Raw genomic sequence first — 17,110 nt, forward strand, 5'->3', positions numbered from 1 at the left:
TTATTTGGCTTCCTCACTCTTGGCGGCGGCCGCTGCGCCCGGGGCGGCACCGCCTTGCTGGTCCTTTGTCGTGTCCTTGGCGGCGCTTTCCGCCGCGCGATCCTCGACCGCATCGACGCCGAGCATCCCCGCCATCTGCACCGTCCGCGACTGCAGCGATTTGAAGGTGGCGGGCGCCTTGGCGATCCGCGCATAGAGCGCGCCGGCCTTGTCATATTGGCCGAGGTGATAATAAGCCGCGGCCGTCAGCTCGGCCGCGCTGCCGAACCAGCTCGATACCGGGTCGGTCGCATCGACGAGCGGCTTCATCCGCGCGATCACCGCCTCAGGCTTCATCGTATCGAATTCGAGCGCGGTCTGGCGAACCAGCGCCATATCGCGCATCGACTGGTCGAGCTTGGCGTCGCCCGCGACCTGCGCGAGCAGCGCGGCGGCACCCTTCAGGTCGCCGGCTTTCGCCTTTATGTTCGACTGTTCGATCAGCGCGGCGGCGCGATAGGCGGCATTGCCTTCGCCTGCCAGCGTCTTGAGATCGGCGGTCGCCGCTGTCGGCTGCGCCGCGGCCTTGTCGAAAGCGGCCAGCAGCTGTTCGGCCTTTTCGCCGCGCGCCACCGTCTGACGGTGCTCCCAATAGAGATAGCCGCCGAACGCCAGCAGCGCCGCGATCGCCGCGCCGACGATCCAGCGGCCGTAACGCTGCATGATGGAGCTGAGCTGATCCTTGCGGACGGCCTCGTCGACTTCCTGCAGGAAGGCCGCATTGTTCGTCGGGCTCAGGGCCAATCAATCCTCCATAACTCGTTCGCGAGCGATGCCCGCTTCGGGTTCGCCGGCCGTTCCTTAGCGGTCATGCCGAAAAAGGCCAAGCGATTCACTTGACCCGTGCAGGCGCCCGTCCGGAGCGCGGTCAGCCCTTGTAGATTTGATCGTCGGTCGGGAATGAACGGGACCTGACCTGCTCGGCATATTCCTTCACCGCGCCGTCGATCACACCCGCCATATCCTGGTACCGCTTCACGAATTTGGGGACGCGCTCGAACATGCCGAGCATGTCGTCGGTCACAAGCACCTGCCCGTCGCATTGCGCCGACGCGCCGATGCCGATCGTCGGACAGGCAACCTTGCCGGTAATCTCGATCGCGATCGATTCGAGCACGCCTTCGATAACGATCGAAAAGGCACCGGCCTGCGCGACAGCGACCGCATCCTCGACGATCGTGCGCGCTTCCTCGTCGCTTTTGCCGCGCACGCCATAGCCGCCGAGGATGTTTACCGCCTGCGGCGTCAGCCCGACATGCCCCATCACCGGAATCCCGCGCTGGGTCAGAAATTCGATCGTCGGGGCGAGCACCTTGCCGCCCTCGACCTTCACCGCCGCCGCGCCGGTTTCTTTGAGCAGGCGTGAGGCATTGGCGAAGGCCTGTTCGGGGCTCGCCTCATAGCTGCCGAAGGGCATGTCGACGATCACCGCGGCGTGATAGCTGCCGCGCACCACGGCGGCGCCGTGCAACGCCATCATCTCCATCGTCACCGCGACAGTATGCGGCAGGCCATAGATCACCTGCGCCAGCGAATCGCCGACGAGCAGCATGTCGCAATGCGGGTCGAGCAGCTGCGCCTGCCGCACCGTATAGGCGGTCAGCATCACCAAAGGCTCGCCGCCGCCCTTGCGCTGGCGAATGCGCGGCACCGTCAGGCGCTTCATCGGCTGCGGCGTCGGATTGGCGCGGCTGGTGGAGGTGTCGAGGGTGAGCGTTTTTGGGAGCGTGGACATGGGGCGCGGGTTTAGCGGCTTATGCTGCGCTGCGAAAGGCCGCAAAGCGGAGCGATGTTCGCATGGATTGACTCTATGTCAAAAATTATTTACATCGAGTTGCATATTATGAACATGGAGACGCCAAATGTCGTTCCGCGAAAAAATTCACTGGGTGACGCTGGTCACGATGATCGCCGCCTTCGGCTGGTATTTTCTTGCCTATCCGTGGGGGATCGCAGCCAGCCCAGCGGGCCTTTGGGCGAGTGCGGGGATGCTGCTGCCGGTCACCGTCGCGATCATCATCGCGATGACGATCGCATCGGCCTGGATGGCGATCCGCACCCCGGCGGAGGCCAACCTCAAGGAAGACGAGCGCGACCGTTCGATCCATTATCGCGGCACCCATTATGCCTATTATCCGCTCGTCGTCGGCGTGTGGGCCAGCATCTTCGCCCTGTTCTGGAACGCGGGGCCGGCGGTGCAGCTCAACCTGTTGCTTGCGACGGTCGTCCTCGCCGAACTGACGCGGATCGGCGTCCAGCTTTACCTTTATCGCCGGGGCTATTGACCCATGCCCCGCGCGACCCTTGAAACGGCGCGGCAGCTTGCCAGCGCAGGTACCGGAGACTTGTCCATGAATTTCCGCGAAAAGTCCGCGTGGCTGAACGTCTTGGCCATGCTCGCCGCCTATAGTCTCTATTTCGGACTCATCATCGCCGGGCATCCCGCCGGGCGCGAAGTTTTCCCCATGCTGTGGTTGTTCGGCTCGATCGCCTTGGCGCACGCGGCCATCGTCATCGTCGGCACCATCATCCTGTCCGCGCAGGCGCCAAAGTCGGAGCGGGTCCGTGCCGATGAGCGCGACCGCGCGATCCGCCGTCGCGGCGCCACGATCGCCTATTATGTCCTGCTGGCGGGGATGATGGTCGTCGGCGTCTATCTGCCCTTTGTCGAGCAGGGCGTGCCGCTCGCAAACACGGGCCTGTTCGCAATCGTTCTCGCCGAACTGGTGAACAGCGCCGTCGTCCTCATCAGCTATCGCCGGGGTTGGCATGGCTAGGCTGCCCTTCTCGAACGACATCCGCACCTTGCGCTTTCTCGCGGGCGAAATGACGCAGGCCGAACTCGGCGAGCGCGTCGGCGTGACCCGCCAGACGATCGCCGCGATCGAACAAGGCAAATATTCGCCCTCGCTCGAAGTCGCCTTCCGTATCGCGCGCACCTTCGGCAAGCCGCTCGAACAGGTGTTCGGGTGGGACGAGGAAAGCGGCTGATCCGATGCGCGGCCGCGCTGGCCCGGCCCGCCTCTCCCCGGGGGCCGGCCGGGCCGAAACGGCCGCGTGCGCGGCGAACCTTATGCGGTGCCGCGCCCCGCTTCGTTCAGCGCCGCCAATTGCAAGTCGGTCAGCGTGACCGTCTCGCTGTCCATGATCTCGTCGAGTTGCGCGACCGATGTGGCGCTCGCGATCGGCGCGGTGACGCCCGGCTGCGCGGCGACCCAGGCGAGCGCGATCTGCGACAGGGTGGCGCCGGTTTCGGCAGCGATCGCGTCCATTGCGGCGAGCACCGCCGGCCCCTTACCCTCCAGATAGGCTTTGGCCCGCGCGCCGCGCGAGCTCTTGCCGAGATCGTCGGCGCTGCGATATTTGCCTGACAAATAGCCCGACGCGAGGCTGAAATAGGTGACGACGCCGAGCCCTTCGGCGATGCAAAGCTGTTGCAGCGCGCCTTCATATTGATCGCGGTCGAGCAGGTTGAGTTCGGGTTGCATCGCGGTGAAACGCGGCAGCCCCGCAGCGTCGGCGACGCGCAGCGCCTCGGCTAGCCGCTCGGCACTATAATTGGATGCCCCGATCGCGCGCACCGTCCCCGCATCGACCAGTTCGCCGAACGCGCCGAGCACTTCGTCCAACGGCACGTCGGGATCGTCCTTGTGCGCGAAGTAGAGGTCGATCGTATCGACGCCGAGCCGATCGAGCGAGCCTTTCACCGCTTCGCGGATGCGATCGGGCTTCAGCCCGCCGGGCATCATGCCGACCTTGGTCGCGATCAGTACATGGTCGCGCGCGCCGCTATCCTTCAGCCACGCACCCATCATGCTTTCGGATTCGCCGCCCTTGTGCCCCGGCACCCACGCCGAATAGACATCGGCGGTGTCGATCATCCCGCCGCCGCGCTCGACGAAGCGGTCGAGGATCGCGAAACTCGCGGCCCGATCGGCGGTCATCCCGAAGACATTGCCGCCCAGCACGAAGGGACGGACCGACAGGCCGCTCTGGCCAAGGGGACGCTGCGTCATCGCGATACTCCTGCATGGACCACCGGCACCGCCTCGCGCGAATTGTCGCTGAACAGGCCGTCGATCCCGGTCTTCAGATAGGTGCGGATCTCGTCCGCCAGATCGCCGTGCCCGGCGGGGTTGATGCCGCCCTTGTCGCCGAGCGGCAGGAAATAATTTTCGCGGCGAAAGGTCCAGGGGTGGACCTTCAGCCCGGCGGCATGGGCATCGCGCACCAGATGGGTCGGATCGCCGAGCGTGCCGAGCGCGGTGCGCGGGATGATCATCGTCTTGTTGGGTCCGATCCCGTCGGCATAGGCGGCAATCGCCTTCAACCCCGCGGGCGTTGCCATCGCCGCGTAGCTTTGCTGCGCATCGTCGGCCGGACCGTCCTCGCCGTCCATGAGCTGGATCAGCGGCAGGTCGCTTTTCGCCCGGATCGCCTTCAGATTGCCGACCTCGAAGCTCTGGATGAACACCGGCGCGCTGCGGCCATGATAGCCATAGCGTTCCAGCATCGCGAGCAGCGGCGCCTCGTGCGGCAGGCCGATGCCGGCGAAATAGCTCGGATGCTTGGTTTCGGGATAGACGCCGACCGGGTGGGCGCGCCCTTTGTTGACCCGCACGAGCAGGTCGAGGATCTCTGCAAAGGTCGGGATCTGGTAGCGCCCGTCAAATTCGGTCGCTCGCAGTTGCGGCAGCCGCTCCTTCGCGCGCAGCGTCTTGAGCTCGGCCAGCGTGAAATCCTCGGTGAACCAGCCGGTCACATCCTTGCCGTCAATCCGTTTCGTCGCCTTGCGCGCGGCGAATTCGGGGTGGTCGGCGACGTCGGTCGTCTCCGAAATCTCATTCTCGTGCCGCGCGACAAGCACGCCGTCCTTGGTCAGTACCAGATCGGGCTCGATGAAATCGGCGCCCTGTTCGATCGCAAGTTCATAGCTTGCGAGCGTATGTTCGGGCCGTTCGCCCGACGCCCCGCGATGCGCGATGACGATCGCGGGCTTTCCCTCGAGCGTGGGCTGCGCCGCCATCGGTTCAGCCCCGCAGCCGGCGAGCGCGAGCAGCGCCAGCGGGGCGCGCCAGGCCCTCATGCCGCAAAGCGCTGTTGCCAGTCATCGGCGGAGAAGCCCACGCTATACGCGCCGTCGGCATCGACGAGCGGGCGCCGGATCATCGCCGGCTGATCGAGCATCAGCGCCTTCGCCTTCGCCGCATCGATCCCCGCCTTGTCGGCATCGGGCAGCTTGCGGAAGGTCGTCCCGCTCTTGTTGAGGAGCTTTTCCCAGCCGAGCGCATCGACCCAGCGATCGAGCATGACGGGATCGAGCCCGTCCTTGCGATAATCGTGAAACGCATAAGCCACGCCATGCTCGTCGAGCCAGCGCCGTGCCTTCTTCACCGTGTCGCAGTTCGGAATGCCATAGAGAGTCAGTGCCATGCCGCCGTCATAGCGACGGCGCTTCGGCAATGCGAGCGTTTGCGCTTGCCAATTTTCCGCGCAGCGCCCGGGCAAAGCCTTCGTGCAATGCCGCGGCGATGTCGGGATTGGCGGCAAGATAGTCGCGCAGCACCGCGGCGGGGATGAACCACAGCCTGGCGTTGGTCGATAGCGTCACCGTCCCCGTCGCCTGCGCGCCGTCGAGCACAGTCGCCTCGCCGATCAGCGCGCCGTCGCTCACCGCGCCGACCTCGACCCCGTCGCGCAGCACCGACGCTGCGCCTTGGCTCAGATAGAAAAGGCTGGGTGCCGCCTGATTTTCGCGGATCAACACCTCGCCCTGCCGCGCCGAAATCCAGTGCCCCTGATCGATCAGCCCGCGCGCCGCCGTCGCGCTCAGCCGGTCGAAATGACGGGCGCGAAGCTGCTCCTCCTCGGACGAGAAGCGGATACTCAGATTGCGGAGCCAGTCGCGCCAGCCGAACGCGATATTGGCGAGGATGATCGCGAGCAGCAGCAGACCCGCGACCAGCGCCTGCCCCGCGACGAGCGCCAGCGGCAGGGCGACGAGCGCGGCGATCGCCAGCCCGGCGCGCACATATTCGATGCGCACCGCAAAGCTCGCCGCAAGCAGGATGAACAGGGCCAGATAGCCAAGAAGGGCCGGATCGAAATTCGCCATAGCCAATCGTTTTACAGCGGTCCCTGTGCTTAGATTGCTAGGGACCAAATCTTACCGATTACCGAAGACGGACGCGCGACCCGTAAAAGCGTCCCGATTTGCGAAAGAAACTAACAGTTTTTTGCAATGAAGAAAAGCATAGGTGCGCGAAAGCCACCATCATGCTAATTTTATCGCCCGCGCTTGCTTTGGCGGGGCAATCGCGCCAAGGCACCCGGCGAATCGATTTTGACGCAGAAAACGTAAGAAGACCGCATATGACGCACCAATGGCAACCGCAAAGCTGGCGCTCGCACGAAGCCCGCCAGCTGCCGACCTACACCGACGAAGCCGCACTTGCGGCCGCCGAGCGTGAGCTTGCCGGCTATCCGCCGCTCGTCTTTGCCGGCGAGGCGCGCGAGCTGACCAGCGAGCTGGGCCGCGTTGCGGAAGGCAAGGCGTTTCTGCTTCAGGGCGGCGACTGTGCCGAGAGCTTTGCCGAATTCCATCCGAACAACATCCGCGACACCTTCCGCGTCCTGCTGCAGATGGCGGTGGTGCTAACCTTCGCGTCGAAGATGCCCGTCGTGAAGGTCGGCCGCATGGCGGGCCAGTTCGCCAAGCCGCGCTCGGCCGACATGGAAGAAGTGGGCGGCGTCGAGCTGCCAAGCTACCGCGGCGACATCATCAACGACATCGCTTTCGAAGCCGCAGGCCGCGCCCCCGATCCGCAGCGCATGATCCGCGCGTACAACCAGTCGGCGGCGACGCTCAACCTGCTGCGCGCCTTTGCGAACGGCGGCTATGCCAATCTGCATCAGGTCAACGCCTGGACGCATGATTTCATGGACCGCAGCCCTTGGGCTAAGAAATATCAGGAAACCGCCGCGCGGATTTCCGAAGCGCTCGCCTTCATGGAAGCGTGCGGCGTAACGCCGGAAACGGTGCCGCAGATCAAGGGCACGAGCTTCTACACCAGTCACGAGGCGCTGCTGCTTCCCTATGAGCAGGCGCTGACCCGGCAGGACAGCCTGACCGGCGGTTGGTACGACACGTCGGGCCATATGCTGTGGGTCGGCGATCGCACCCGCTTCGAAGGGTCGGCGCATATCGAATATCTGCGCGGCATCGGCAATCCGGTCGGCATGAAATGCGGCCCCAGCCTCGACCCCGACGAGCTGCTGCGCCTGCTCGATACGCTGAATCCCCAGCATGTCCCTGGGCGCATGACGCTGATCACCCGCTATGGTCACGACAAGATCGAGGCGCATCTGCCGGCGCTGGTGCGCGCGGTGAAGGCGTCGGGGCACCCGGTCGTCTGGTCGTGCGATCCGATGCACGGCAATGTCATCAAGACGGGCAATGGCTACAAGACGCGTCCGTTCGAGCGCATCCTCGCCGAAGTGCGCGGCTTCTTCGCGGTCCACCGCGCCGAAGGCACGCATGGCGGCGGCATCCATATCGAGATGACCGGCCAGAATGTCACCGAATGCACCGGCGGTGCGATGGACGTGACGCAGATGGATCTCGCCGATCGCTACCACACGCATTGCGACCCGCGCCTCAATGCCGGACAGAGCCTTGAACTCGCGTTCCTGCTCGCAGAAATGCTCAATCAGGAAATGACCGACCGGGCGAAGCAGGCCGCATGAGCGAACGCCGCATCATCGTGCAGAAGGAAGTGATCCGCAACGGGGTCGGCTTCGGCAGCGCGCTGGCGATGGCGATCAGCTTCACCACGCACAAATCGGTGCTGTGGGCGATCATCCACGGCATCTTCAGCTGGTTCTACGTCGCCTATTTCGTGCTGACCCGCTGAGCGGCGCGCGGCGTCGCCGGAGCTAAGGTCCTAGTCCGCCGTTCCCGGCCAGCGCTTCGTGTCGGCGAAGGCGCGGCCAAGCGCGACGTGCAGATCGGCATCCTCGGCGGCGCCGCCGAGCGGTACCTTGTCCGAAAATTCGTCGGCGGGGCGATGATAGTCGCTGCCCAGAAAGGCCTCGAGCAGTTTCATGTCCGAAAAGCTGCCGCCGACCATCAGCGACGTGACGCCCTTGGCGCCGAGCGCCCAGCCATCCTGCCGCTGGACGAAGGCATCGGCCTCGCCGTCGCTGTCGATCGTCCGGCCGAGCGCCGTCGCAACGTCGCGCACCACCGCGTCATAGGCGGGCTTGCCGCGCCCGATCGTCGCGACCGGGGTGCCGCGCGGCGAAATGGCGATCGTGTCGATGTTGAGCGCGACAGTGATGTCGGACAGCGGCACCACCGGATGGTCGGCGAACCAGCGCGCGCCGAGCAGCCCCTTCTCTTCCGACGTGGTCGCGAGGAAATAGATGTCGCGGTCGGGACGCGGCCCCGCAGCAAGGCGCTTGGCCACTTCGATCAGCACCGCGATCCCGCTCGCATTGTCGACCGCGCCGTTGCAGATGCGATCGGCGGTGCCTTCGGGCCGGCAGATGCCCAGATGGTCCCAATGGCCGAGGAACAGCACTGCCTTGCCGTCGGGCTTCGCGCCCGGCAGCTTGGCGACGATATTGTTGCTGGCAAAATTGCGCACCGCTGCGGTCGCAGTGAAATCGCCCGTCACCGGCAGCAGCGCGCCGCGATAGTCGCCCGCCCCGGCCGCCGCACGCAGCGCCTCGCCGCTCTGTCCCGCCTTGGCGAGCATGGCATCGAGCGCCGCCGGCGCGATATAGCCGCTGATCTTCGGTCCTGCCGGCGCCGATCCCATGCGCACAGTCTTCGCGCCCAGGCCTTCGCGAATCTCGCTCCACGGCATCGAATCCGGCGCGACGATCAAGACGCCCGCTGCGCCCGCGTCCGCGAGCATCTGGCGCCGCTCGCGGTAGCGCGGCAGCTTGTCGCCGAAGGGCGGCGTATCGAACAGCATGACCGCGACCTTGCCCGCGACATCGGCGTTGACCCGGCCCGCCGCATCGACGCCATAGCCAACGAAGACGAGCGGCGTATCGGCCAGCGCCACCGACGCCTCGCTGCCGGTGACGATGATACCCTCGTCGCCGATCGCAAAGGGCTGGTCGGCCACCTTGAAGCGCGCGCTTCCGCCCGTTGCCTGTGTCTCGACAAAGGGAACCGGTTGCAGCCAAGGCGTGTCGCTGCCCGGTACCGCCTGCAATCCTGCCTTCGCCCATTCGCCGACGATATAGGCGATGGTGCGGTCCTCGCCCTCGGTACCCGGCCCGCGGCCCTCGAAGGCATCGCTCGCAAGAACGCGGATATGCTGCGCCAGATCGGCTTCGGCGACGGGCGTGTCGCCCTTCGCATAGGCGGCGGGCGATACGGCGATCAGGGCGGCGGCCGCGACGGCGGCGCGAAGTGTCGACAGTTTCATGACCGCGCCGATGGCATGGAGATGCCGAAGCGGCAAGGCGCGTTCGTCGAACGATGAACGGCATCGGCGGAAAGCCCGCCGCTATTGCGGGCGCGCCCGTTCCAGCAGCGCCTTCGCCGCCGCGACGTGCATATCTTCGATCATATGGCCCGCGTGCCGCTGCGCCCCGCCGGTTGCGGCGGCGACCAGCGCTTCGGCGGCGGCGATCTCGCGCGGCGACGGGGCGAAGGCGCGGTTGCACGGATCGACCTGCGACGGGTGGATCAGCGTCTTGCCGTCGAAGCCGAACCGCCGCCCCTCGCGCGCCTCGGCCGCAAAGCCTTCCGCATCGTCGATCGCATTATAGACCCCGTCGAAGCACCACACGCCGCCCGCCCGCGCCGCGAGCACAATCGCCTGGATCGCATGGCTCATCGCGCCGCGATCCATGCCGTCGGGCAGCTTGAGCTCATAGGCCAGATCGTTGAGCCCGGCGATCAGCCCCTGCACCGCGGCATCGGCGGCGATCCCCTGCGCCGCATAAATGGCGGTGGGCGTTTCGATCATCGCGAGCAGTGGCAGTCCCAGCGTGCGCAGCGGGTCGAGGTCCGAGGGCGCGTCGACCTTCGGCAGCACCACCGCGTCGAGCGCGAGCCCGTCCAGCGCCGCAAGATCGTCTGCCTGCTCGGCGCTGCCGCTGGCGTTGACGCGCACGGCGACGCGCTTGCCCGCAAAGCCCGCCGTCACCGCGGCACGCATCGCCGCGCGTGCCTCTGCCTTGCGCTCCGCGGGCACCGCATCTTCCAGGTCGATGATCAGCATATCGGCGGCGAGCCCGCCCGCCTTTTCGAGCGCGCGGGCGTTGGAGCCGGGAACATAGAGGAGCGAGCGCGGGGCGAAAGCGGCACGGGTCATGCGCTTTTCTGTGGCGCAGCCGGACCATTGCCGCAATAAGGAAGCGGGATTGCGATCGAATTTGCAAAGGGGATGATCATGTATTTCGCACTTGCACTGGTGGTGCTGGCGCTGGTGTTTCTGATCTGGGCGCTGACGCCGGTGCGGCAGGGTTTCGCCTATACGATCGAACGCTTCGGCCGCTACACGCACACCGCGCAGCCGGGCCTCAACTTCATCATGCCGATCTTCGACCGCGTCGGTCGCAAGGTGAACATGATGGAGCAGGTGCTCGACATCCCGGGGCAGGAAATCATCACCAAGGACAATGCGATGGTCGCGGTCGACGGCGTCGTCTTCTTCCAGGTGCTCGATGCCGCGAAGGCGGCCTATGAGGTCAGCGACCTGTACCTCTCGATCATGAACCTGACGACGACCAACCTGCGCACCGTCATGGGGTCGATGGACCTCGACGAGACGCTGTCGAAGCGCGACGAGATCAACGCGCGCCTGCTGCACGTCGTCGACGATGCGACGACGCCATGGGGGGTGAAGATCACCCGCGTCGAGATCAAGGACATCCGCCCGCCCGCCGACATTTCGAACGCCATGGCGCGCCAGATGAAGGCCGAGCGCGAAAAGCGCGCCGCGATCCTGGAGGCCGAAGGGCTGCGCGCCTCCGAAATCCTGCGCGCCGAGGGCGAGAAACAGGGCCAGATACTGCAGGCCGAAGGGCGGCGCGAAGCCGCCTTCCGCGACGCCGAAGCGCGCGAGCGCGAGGCCGAGGCCGAAGCCAAGGCGACACAGATGGTCAGCGACGCGATCGCGAGCGGCAATGCGCAGGCGATCAACTATTTCATCGCGCAAAAATATGTCGAGGCGGTAAGCCAGTTCGCGACCAGCCCCAACGCCAAGACGATCCTGTTCCCGGTCGAGGCGACGCAGCTCATCGGCACGCTGGGCGGCATCGGCGAACTCGCCAAGGACGCGATCGAACGCGGCAAGGCAAGCTGAGGCAGGGGAAGCGGATATGCCCGACTTTATCGCCAATATGGAACCGCACTGGGCGTGGCTGTCGCTCGGCGTCCTGCTTGCCGCCGCCGAAATCATCGCGCCCGGCTTTTTCCTGATCTGGCTCGGCGGCGCGGCGGTTATCACCGGCGTCGTCGCGTGGGTGTTGCCGATCGGCGTGCCGCTTCAGCTCGGCATCTTCGCCGTGCTGGCGGTGATCATCCTCTATGGCGCGCGCAAATGGCTGCGCGACAATCCGATCGTCTCGACCGACCCGCTGCTCAACCAGCGCGGCGGCCGCCTCGTCGGTGAGGTGCTGACGGTGACGACGGCGATCGAGGACGGCCGCGGCCGCGCCCGGGTTGGCGATGGCGAATGGCCGGTGCGCGGACCCGACGCCGCCGAAGGCGCCAAGGTCCGCGTCATCAGCGCCGACGGCGGCGTGCTGGTCGTCGAGGCGGTTTGATCCAAGTCGTCATTGCGAGGAGCCGACGGCGACGCGGCAATCCAGCGTAGCGCAAACCTCTCTGGATTGCTTCGCTCCGCTCGAAATGACGACCAATTCAGCCACCCCGCGGCCGCGCATAAATTCCCACCACATGCCCCAGCGCGTCACTGTCGCCGATGCGGCTAAAGCCCAGCTTTTCGGCGACACGCTCCGATGCAGCATTGCCCGGATCGATGATGCAGCGCACCTCGGGCGCGTCGAGCGTCGCGTCGGCCCAGCCGAGCGCCGCGCTCATCGCCTCGGTCGCGAGCCCGCCGCCCCAATGGTCGGCATCGAACGCCCAGCCCGCCTCGGGTAGATCCTCAAGTTCGGGGATGCCGCGGCAGAAATAGGAAAGCCCGCCCATGCCGATCAGCGCATTGCTGTCGCGGTCGGCGAACACCCAATAGCCAAAGCCCATTACCGGCCACAGCCCGGCAGAGCTCAAAAATTTGCCCCAGCTCACGTCCGGCGCACGCGGTTCGCCGCCGATGAAGCGCGTGACGCGCGGATCGGCCCACATCGCGATATGGACCGGCTTGTCCGAAAAATGCGGCGGGCGCAGGCGCAGCCGCGCGGTTTCGATCGTGGGGGGCGAGGTGATCATCGTGCCGACATGCCCAGCGCGGCGGGCATGGTCAATCGGGGTCGAAGAAATGGTCGAACAGGTCGTGCAACACGGCCTTGCCGTCGACCTGCGGCCGGACGCGCAGCACCGCCAGCGTATCGACGCGTGCCAGCACGTCGCAATGGTTCAGCACGACATGATAGGCGGCGCGGTCCCTGAAATCGTGAAACAACAGCATCGCGTCGGGTTTACAGTGGACGATCGCCTGCAACAGGCAGGCGACACGAAAGCGCCCGTCGATCAGCACCGCGTCTGGGCTGCCGGTCAGATGGCGCCAGATATGCGTGTGATAGCGCGGCCAATCGCGCAGGCGCGCCGGGTCGGTCGGCCGCCCCTCCGCATCGACCGGGCCGATTTCGGGCTGATAGGGCGTGTAGCGCTCCGCCTCTTCGCCCAGTCGGCGCGCGATGGCGGCGAGCCGCTCGCAATCGCCGTCGACCGCCACGATCCGCCGGGCCTGCCGCGCGGCGACGAGCGTCGCCTCGCCGCATCCGAATTCGAGCAGCGATTGGCGTCCGGCGAGTTGCAGTTCGAGCTGCACGAGCTCGGTCGCGGTCCAGATGGATGGCATGAACGGTCCCCTGTTCCCCGTGCAAGGAGATATGGGACTTCGCCGCAGCCGTCCAGCTATGGGACAGATCCCCCACGAAGGCGGCGACGCGGAGAGGGAGAGAGAGGCCCCTCCGGCCGCCCGCCTTCGCGGGGGTGCCGGGCCGCGGCGTCAGGCCGCAGCCGTTGCCAGCTCGGGCGCGACCGACGAATGCGACGGCATCACCGCATCGGCATAATCGCTCTCGAATTTCTTGATGAGCTGGCGGTCGTCATGGTTCCACGGGTGAAAGCCCGGCATGAAATAGGCCAGCCAGGGCACAAAGCTTTTGCGCAGGATGCCGGGGTAGCCGAGCATGAACCACCAGATGCGCGCGCTGACGCGCCAGCCGGTCAGCCCGTCCTGCTGCAAGAGCGCCTTCATGCCCCGGATGCGCTTGGGCCAGAAGCGCGCGGTGATCGCGACCATCATCAGCGACTTCGCCTTCCAGCGCCGCCAGCGGCTCCAGTCGCGCGTCGCGTGGAGCCAGGTGTCGTAAGCGACGCCCTTATGCTCGATTTCCTCGATCGCGTGCCATTTCCACAGCGCCGCCCATTCGGGTTCGGCGCCGTCGTACATCGCGGAATCCTTGAGCATGATCGCCGCCATCATCGCGGTATAATGTTCGAGTGCGATCGTCGCCATCAGGTTGACGATGGGCGGGCGCGTCTTGATGAGTTCCATCACATTGCCGACATCGGCCTCGAGCTCCGACAGGTCGTAGCCCGCCTCCGCCGCCTTGCGATTGAAAACGACATGTTCGCGGCTGTGAATGACTTCCTGCTGGGTGAAGGCGCGGATTTCGCGCGCCAGCTTTTCGGGCACGCCGTCGCGGTGCGCCTTCACCGCCTCGATGAACATCGCCTCGCCCTTGGGAAAAGTTACCGACAGCGCGGTATGAAAGACCGACGCGATCGGGTCGCCATTCATCCACCAGCGCCCCTGCCGGTCGTCGCGGCCGAAGCGGCGATCGCGCGGGGTGATCGACAAATCCTGCGGCGTCGGCGTGCGGGAAAGGCTGGACATATGGTTCTCACCGTCGAAAAGGGGGTTCAGGGCGTGGGGACGCCCGACGGGGCAAGAAATAGGAATTACTTACAGTGGTGTCAATAGCAAAGAAACGGCTCAGCCCGGAGGAAAGCCGGTCGGTGGCGCTCGAAGCCGCGCGGCTGATCCTGATCGAGATGGGGCCGCAGGCGGTGACGCTGAAAGCCGTGGCATCGCGCATCGACCGCACCCACGCCAATCTGCTCCACCATTTCGGCAGCGCCGCCGGGCTGCAAAAGGCGCTCGCCGCCTATCTCGCCGAAACGGTGTGCGACACGATCGCGGCGAAGATGACGTCGTCGCCGCCGGGCGAACGCAATGTGCGCGAGATCGTCGACCTTGCCTTCGACGCCTTCGACAGCGGCGGCGCCGGGGCGCTCGCCACCTGGATGGCGGCGACGGGCAATGAGGACGCGCTCGACCCGATCCTCGATGCCATCCACCGCCTGATCGACGGAACGGCGCCCGACGCGCACGAAAAGCGGCTGATGCACGAAGACACGTTGGCGCTCGTGCTCATGGCGATGGGCGATGCCCAGCTTGGCGGCCCGATGGCCGAAGCACTGGGCCTGCCGCGCGATACCGCGCGCACGCTCGCCACCGAACTCATCACCGGCCGCATCGCCGCCTTCTGGGCCGAACAGGGCGGCAAGCCCGTACAATAGCCGCTCGGCCCGGCGCCGCTATATTTGCCCCCTTGAATCCCTTACGCCACACGCCGATGTAAGGCGCCGAGGGGCAGCCCGCCGGTTCGCGGCGGGCATCCCGGATACTGAAGGACGAAATTTCCATGATCGACCCGCTCGCCGCCCTTGTTCCCGTCGTCGTCGAACAGACGAGCCGCGGCGAACGCAGCTTTGACATCTTCTCGCGCCTGCTGCGCGAACGGATCGTCTTCGTGACGGGCGAGGTTGAGGACAATATGGCGTCGCTGATCGTCGCGCAGCTTCTGTTCCTCGAATCGGAAAATCCGAAGAAGGACATCTATATGTACATCAACTCGCCGGGCGGCGTCGTCACGGCGGGCATGGCGATCCACGACACGATGCAATATATCCGCCCGCGCGTCGGCACCGTGTGCATCGGCCAGGCGGCATCGATGGGCAGCTTCCTGCTCGCCGCCGGCGAACCCGGCATGCGCGTCGCGCTGTCGAACGCCCGCATCATGGTCCACCAGCCCTCGGGCGGTGCGCGCGGCATGGCGTCGGACATCGAAATCCAGGCCAAGGAAATCCTGCGTATCCGCAAGCGGATGAACGACCTCTATGCGCAATATACGGGCAAGCCGCTCAAAGACATCGAAAAGGCGATGGATCGCGACACTTTCCTCGAAGCCGAGGAAGCGCGCGCATTCGGGATCGTCGATCATGTCTACGACCGCCGCCCCGCGCTCCCCGGCGACGAGGGCCCCAAGGAAATCAGCGAAGGTCCGACGCCCTGACGCCGGCCGACCCGCTTTCGGTAACCGCGTTTGTTGACGCCCCGTTCGCGGGCCGTCGTCAGGTTGGACATGTCCCGATGTCACCCAATTGCCATATTGTAATTGGGTGATCGCGGGCTAGGATGAAGGACGGCAGCGCCCTTTTGCGGCTGCCAGAGGAAGATTTATGACGAAATTGAGCGGCTCGGACAGCAAGAGCACTCTTTACTGCTCCTTCTGCGGCAAGTCGCAGCATGAAGTCCGCAAGCTGATTGCCGGCCCCACCGTATTCATCTGCGATGAATGCGTCGAACTGTGCAACGACATCATCCGCGAGGAAATCAAGGGCGGGGTCGCCGCGCGCAAGGACGGCGCGGTGCCGACGCCGCTCGAAATCTGCCAGCACCTCGACAATTATGTGATCGGCCAGAACACCGCCAAGCGCGTGCTGTCGGTCGCGGTCCACAACCACTATAAGCGCCTCGCCAATTCGGGCCGCGGCGATGATGTCGAACTGGCGAAGTCGAACATCCTGCTCGTCGGCCCGACGGGCAGCGGCAAGACGCTGCTCGCGCAGACGCTGGCGCGCTTCCTCGACGTGCCTTTCACCATGGCCGATGCGACGACCCTCACCGAAGCCGGCTATGTCGGCGAGGATGTCGAGAATATCATCCTCAAGCTGCTCCAGGCGTCCGACTATAATGTCGAAAAGGCGCAGCGCGGCATCGTCTATATCGACGAGATCGACAAGATCAGCCGCAAGGCCGAGAATCCCTCGATCACGCGCGACGTGTCGGGCGAAGGCGTGCAGCAGGCGCTGCTCAAGCTGATGGAAGGCACGACCGCGAGCGTGCCGCCGCAGGGCGGGCGCAAGCATCCGCAGCAGGAATTCCTGCAGGTCGACACGACCAACATCCTGTTCATCGCGGGCGGCGCCTTTGCCGGCCTCGAAAAGATCATCGGCGACCGCCTGCAGGGCAAGTCGATCGGTTTCGGCGCGCATGTCGCCGGCCCCGACGAACGCCGCGCGGGCGAGGTGCTCAAGAATATCGAGCCTGAAGATCTCCTCAAGTTCGGCCTGATCCCAGAATTCGTCGGCCGCCTGCCGGTGATCGCAACGCTCGAGGATCTCGACATCGACGCGCTGGTCAAGATTCTGGGCGAACCCAAGAATGCGCTGATCAAGCAGTACAAGAAACTGTTCGATCTCGAAGAAGTCGCGCTGACTTTCACCGACGACGCGCTGGTCGCGGTCGCCAAAAAGGCGATCGAACGCAAGACCGGGGCACGCGGGCTGCGCTCGATCGTCGAGGCGATCCTGCTCGACACCATGTTCGACCTGCCCGACCTGACCGACGTGATCGAAATCGTCGTCGACAAGGATGTCGTCGAAGGCCGCAAGGCACCGGTGCGCGTCTATGCCGACAAGGCGAAGGAAGCGGGCGACGCCGCCTGAGTCGAGTCGCGGCGCGCACCCACGCCGCGGTTTCGCCCCTGCCAATGTTGCATTGCAGCAACAGTTGCACGAAAAAACGCAGCGCTGCCTGTCGATAATTCTGCGGCAGCGACGGAA

21 protein-coding genes are annotated in these 17,110 nt (G+C 65.6%); 10 read left to right on the plus strand and 11 right to left on the minus strand.

Features of this window, described 5'->3' with window-relative positions:
• The gene (locus ATE59_RS14955; RefSeq protein ID WP_058813133.1) at positions 1 to 783 is read right to left on the minus strand and encodes a tetratricopeptide repeat protein; all 783 of its coding nucleotides are present in this window, start codon (positions 781 to 783) and stop codon (positions 1 to 3) included.
• Between the two features lie 124 nt (positions 784 to 907).
• The gene (panB, locus tag ATE59_RS14960; RefSeq protein WP_058813134.1) at positions 908 to 1,774 is read right to left on the minus strand and encodes a 3-methyl-2-oxobutanoate hydroxymethyltransferase; all 867 of its coding nucleotides are present in this window, start codon (positions 1,772 to 1,774) and stop codon (positions 908 to 910) included.
• 127 nt (positions 1,775 to 1,901) lie between these two features.
• Here panB and ATE59_RS14965 point away from each other — a divergent pair, with 127 nt between their 5' ends.
• From ATE59_RS14965 to ATE59_RS14975, 3 genes are all read left to right on the plus strand, one after another.
• On the plus strand, positions 1,902 to 2,324 hold the full coding sequence (locus ATE59_RS14965) for a hypothetical protein (protein ID WP_058813135.1): 423 nt from the start codon (positions 1,902 to 1,904) through the stop codon (positions 2,322 to 2,324).
• A 66-nt stretch (positions 2,325 to 2,390) separates the two neighbouring features.
• On the plus strand, positions 2,391 to 2,816 hold the full coding sequence (locus ATE59_RS14970) for a DUF2178 domain-containing protein (protein ID WP_058813136.1): 426 nt from the start codon (positions 2,391 to 2,393) through the stop codon (positions 2,814 to 2,816).
• Positions 2,809 to 3,030: a helix-turn-helix transcriptional regulator gene (locus ATE59_RS14975; RefSeq protein WP_040589196.1), complete on the plus strand. Its 222-nt coding sequence runs from the start codon at positions 2,809 to 2,811 to the stop codon at positions 3,028 to 3,030. Before ATE59_RS14970 ends, ATE59_RS14975 begins: the two co-directional genes overlap by 8 nt.
• 80 nt (positions 3,031 to 3,110) lie before the next feature.
• Here the strand turns inward: ATE59_RS14975 and ATE59_RS14980 are convergent, their stop codons facing one another.
• The 4 genes from ATE59_RS14980 to ATE59_RS14995 are packed head-to-tail and all read right to left on the minus strand — an operon-like array spanning position 3,111 to position 6,154.
• Positions 3,111 to 4,055 (minus strand): aldo/keto reductase, encoded by a 945-nt coding sequence (locus ATE59_RS14980; protein WP_058813137.1) that lies wholly within the window; start codon positions 4,053 to 4,055, stop codon positions 3,111 to 3,113.
• Positions 4,052 to 5,125, minus strand: a complete 1,074-nt coding sequence (locus ATE59_RS14985) for a glycerophosphodiester phosphodiesterase (protein WP_058813138.1) — start codon at positions 5,123 to 5,125, stop codon at positions 4,052 to 4,054. Before ATE59_RS14985 ends, ATE59_RS14980 begins: the two co-directional genes overlap by 4 nt.
• Positions 5,122 to 5,472 (minus strand): ArsC family reductase, encoded by a 351-nt coding sequence (locus ATE59_RS14990; protein WP_058813139.1) that lies wholly within the window; start codon positions 5,470 to 5,472, stop codon positions 5,122 to 5,124. Before ATE59_RS14990 ends, ATE59_RS14985 begins: the two co-directional genes overlap by 4 nt.
• Positions 5,473 to 5,479: 7 nt before the next feature.
• Positions 5,480 to 6,154: a cyclic nucleotide-binding domain-containing protein gene (locus ATE59_RS14995; RefSeq protein WP_003040605.1), complete on the minus strand. Its 675-nt coding sequence runs from the start codon at positions 6,152 to 6,154 to the stop codon at positions 5,480 to 5,482.
• Positions 6,155 to 6,411: 257 nt separating this feature from the next.
• On the opposite strand from ATE59_RS14995, the gene ATE59_RS15000 reads away from it, so the two are divergent.
• Both ATE59_RS15000 and ATE59_RS18065 read left to right on the plus strand, forming a co-directional pair.
• Positions 6,412 to 7,785, plus strand: a complete 1,374-nt coding sequence (locus ATE59_RS15000; protein WP_003040609.1) for a class II 3-deoxy-7-phosphoheptulonate synthase — start codon at positions 6,412 to 6,414, stop codon at positions 7,783 to 7,785.
• Positions 7,782 to 7,952, plus strand: a complete 171-nt coding sequence (locus tag ATE59_RS18065; protein ID WP_003040612.1) for a hypothetical protein — start codon at positions 7,782 to 7,784, stop codon at positions 7,950 to 7,952. Before ATE59_RS15000 ends, ATE59_RS18065 begins: the two co-directional genes overlap by 4 nt.
• A 30-nt stretch (positions 7,953 to 7,982) precedes the next feature.
• Here ATE59_RS18065 and ATE59_RS15005 read toward each other — a convergent pair whose 3' ends face one another.
• Positions 7,983 to 9,482 carry a M28 family peptidase gene (locus ATE59_RS15005; RefSeq protein WP_231737424.1) on the minus strand — a complete coding sequence of 500 codons (1,500 nt, stop codon included), beginning with the start codon at positions 9,480 to 9,482 and terminating at the stop codon, positions 7,983 to 7,985.
• A gap of 81 nt (positions 9,483 to 9,563) precedes the next feature.
• On the minus strand, positions 9,564 to 10,376 hold the full coding sequence (locus tag ATE59_RS15010) for an HpcH/HpaI aldolase/citrate lyase family protein (RefSeq protein ID WP_058813141.1): 813 nt from the start codon (positions 10,374 to 10,376) through the stop codon (positions 9,564 to 9,566).
• A gap of 72 nt (positions 10,377 to 10,448) precedes the next feature.
• Here ATE59_RS15010 and ATE59_RS15015 point away from each other — a divergent pair, with 72 nt between their 5' ends.
• Positions 10,449 to 11,369: an SPFH domain-containing protein gene (locus ATE59_RS15015; protein ID WP_058813142.1), complete on the plus strand. Its 921-nt coding sequence runs from the start codon at positions 10,449 to 10,451 to the stop codon at positions 11,367 to 11,369.
• A 16-nt stretch (positions 11,370 to 11,385) separates the two neighbouring features.
• Complete coding sequence (locus ATE59_RS15020; protein WP_058813143.1) at positions 11,386 to 11,832, plus strand: NfeD family protein; 447 nt, start codon at positions 11,386 to 11,388, stop codon at positions 11,830 to 11,832.
• Between the two features lie 97 nt (positions 11,833 to 11,929).
• Here the strand turns inward: ATE59_RS15020 and ATE59_RS15025 are convergent, their stop codons facing one another.
• From ATE59_RS15025 to ATE59_RS15035, 3 genes are all read right to left on the minus strand, one after another.
• Complete coding sequence (locus tag ATE59_RS15025; protein ID WP_058813144.1) at positions 11,930 to 12,460, minus strand: GNAT family N-acetyltransferase; 531 nt, start codon at positions 12,458 to 12,460, stop codon at positions 11,930 to 11,932.
• Between the two features lie 31 nt (positions 12,461 to 12,491).
• A complete protein-coding gene (locus ATE59_RS15030) occupies positions 12,492 to 13,052 on the minus strand; it encodes a hypothetical protein (protein WP_058813145.1) in 561 nt (186 codons plus the stop codon).
• 150 nt (positions 13,053 to 13,202) lie between these two features.
• Positions 13,203 to 14,096, minus strand: coding sequence for a metal-dependent hydrolase (locus ATE59_RS15035; protein ID WP_058813146.1), 894 nt, complete (start codon positions 14,094 to 14,096; stop codon positions 13,203 to 13,205).
• A gap of 77 nt (positions 14,097 to 14,173) precedes the next feature.
• On the opposite strand from ATE59_RS15035, the gene ATE59_RS15040 reads away from it, so the two are divergent.
• The 3 genes from ATE59_RS15040 to clpX all read left to right on the plus strand — a co-directional run bounded on the left by ATE59_RS15040 (position 14,174) and on the right by clpX (position 16,993).
• Positions 14,174 to 14,782, plus strand: a complete 609-nt coding sequence (locus ATE59_RS15040) for a TetR/AcrR family transcriptional regulator (protein WP_231737435.1) — start codon at positions 14,174 to 14,176, stop codon at positions 14,780 to 14,782.
• Between the two features lie 125 nt (positions 14,783 to 14,907).
• Positions 14,908 to 15,558 carry an ATP-dependent Clp protease proteolytic subunit gene (locus tag ATE59_RS15045; protein ID WP_058813148.1) on the plus strand — a complete coding sequence of 217 codons (651 nt, stop codon included), beginning with the start codon at positions 14,908 to 14,910 and terminating at the stop codon, positions 15,556 to 15,558.
• A 166-nt stretch (positions 15,559 to 15,724) separates the two neighbouring features.
• Positions 15,725 to 16,993, plus strand: a complete 1,269-nt coding sequence (gene clpX / locus ATE59_RS15050) for an ATP-dependent Clp protease ATP-binding subunit ClpX (RefSeq protein ID WP_003040640.1) — start codon at positions 15,725 to 15,727, stop codon at positions 16,991 to 16,993.
• The last annotated feature ends 117 nt before the right edge of the window (positions 16,994 to 17,110 follow it).

The sequence above is a fragment of the Sphingopyxis sp. A083 genome (assembly GCF_001468495.1).
In the GTDB taxonomy this organism is placed as follows: Bacteria; Pseudomonadota; Alphaproteobacteria; order Sphingomonadales; family Sphingomonadaceae; genus Sphingopyxis; species Sphingopyxis terrae.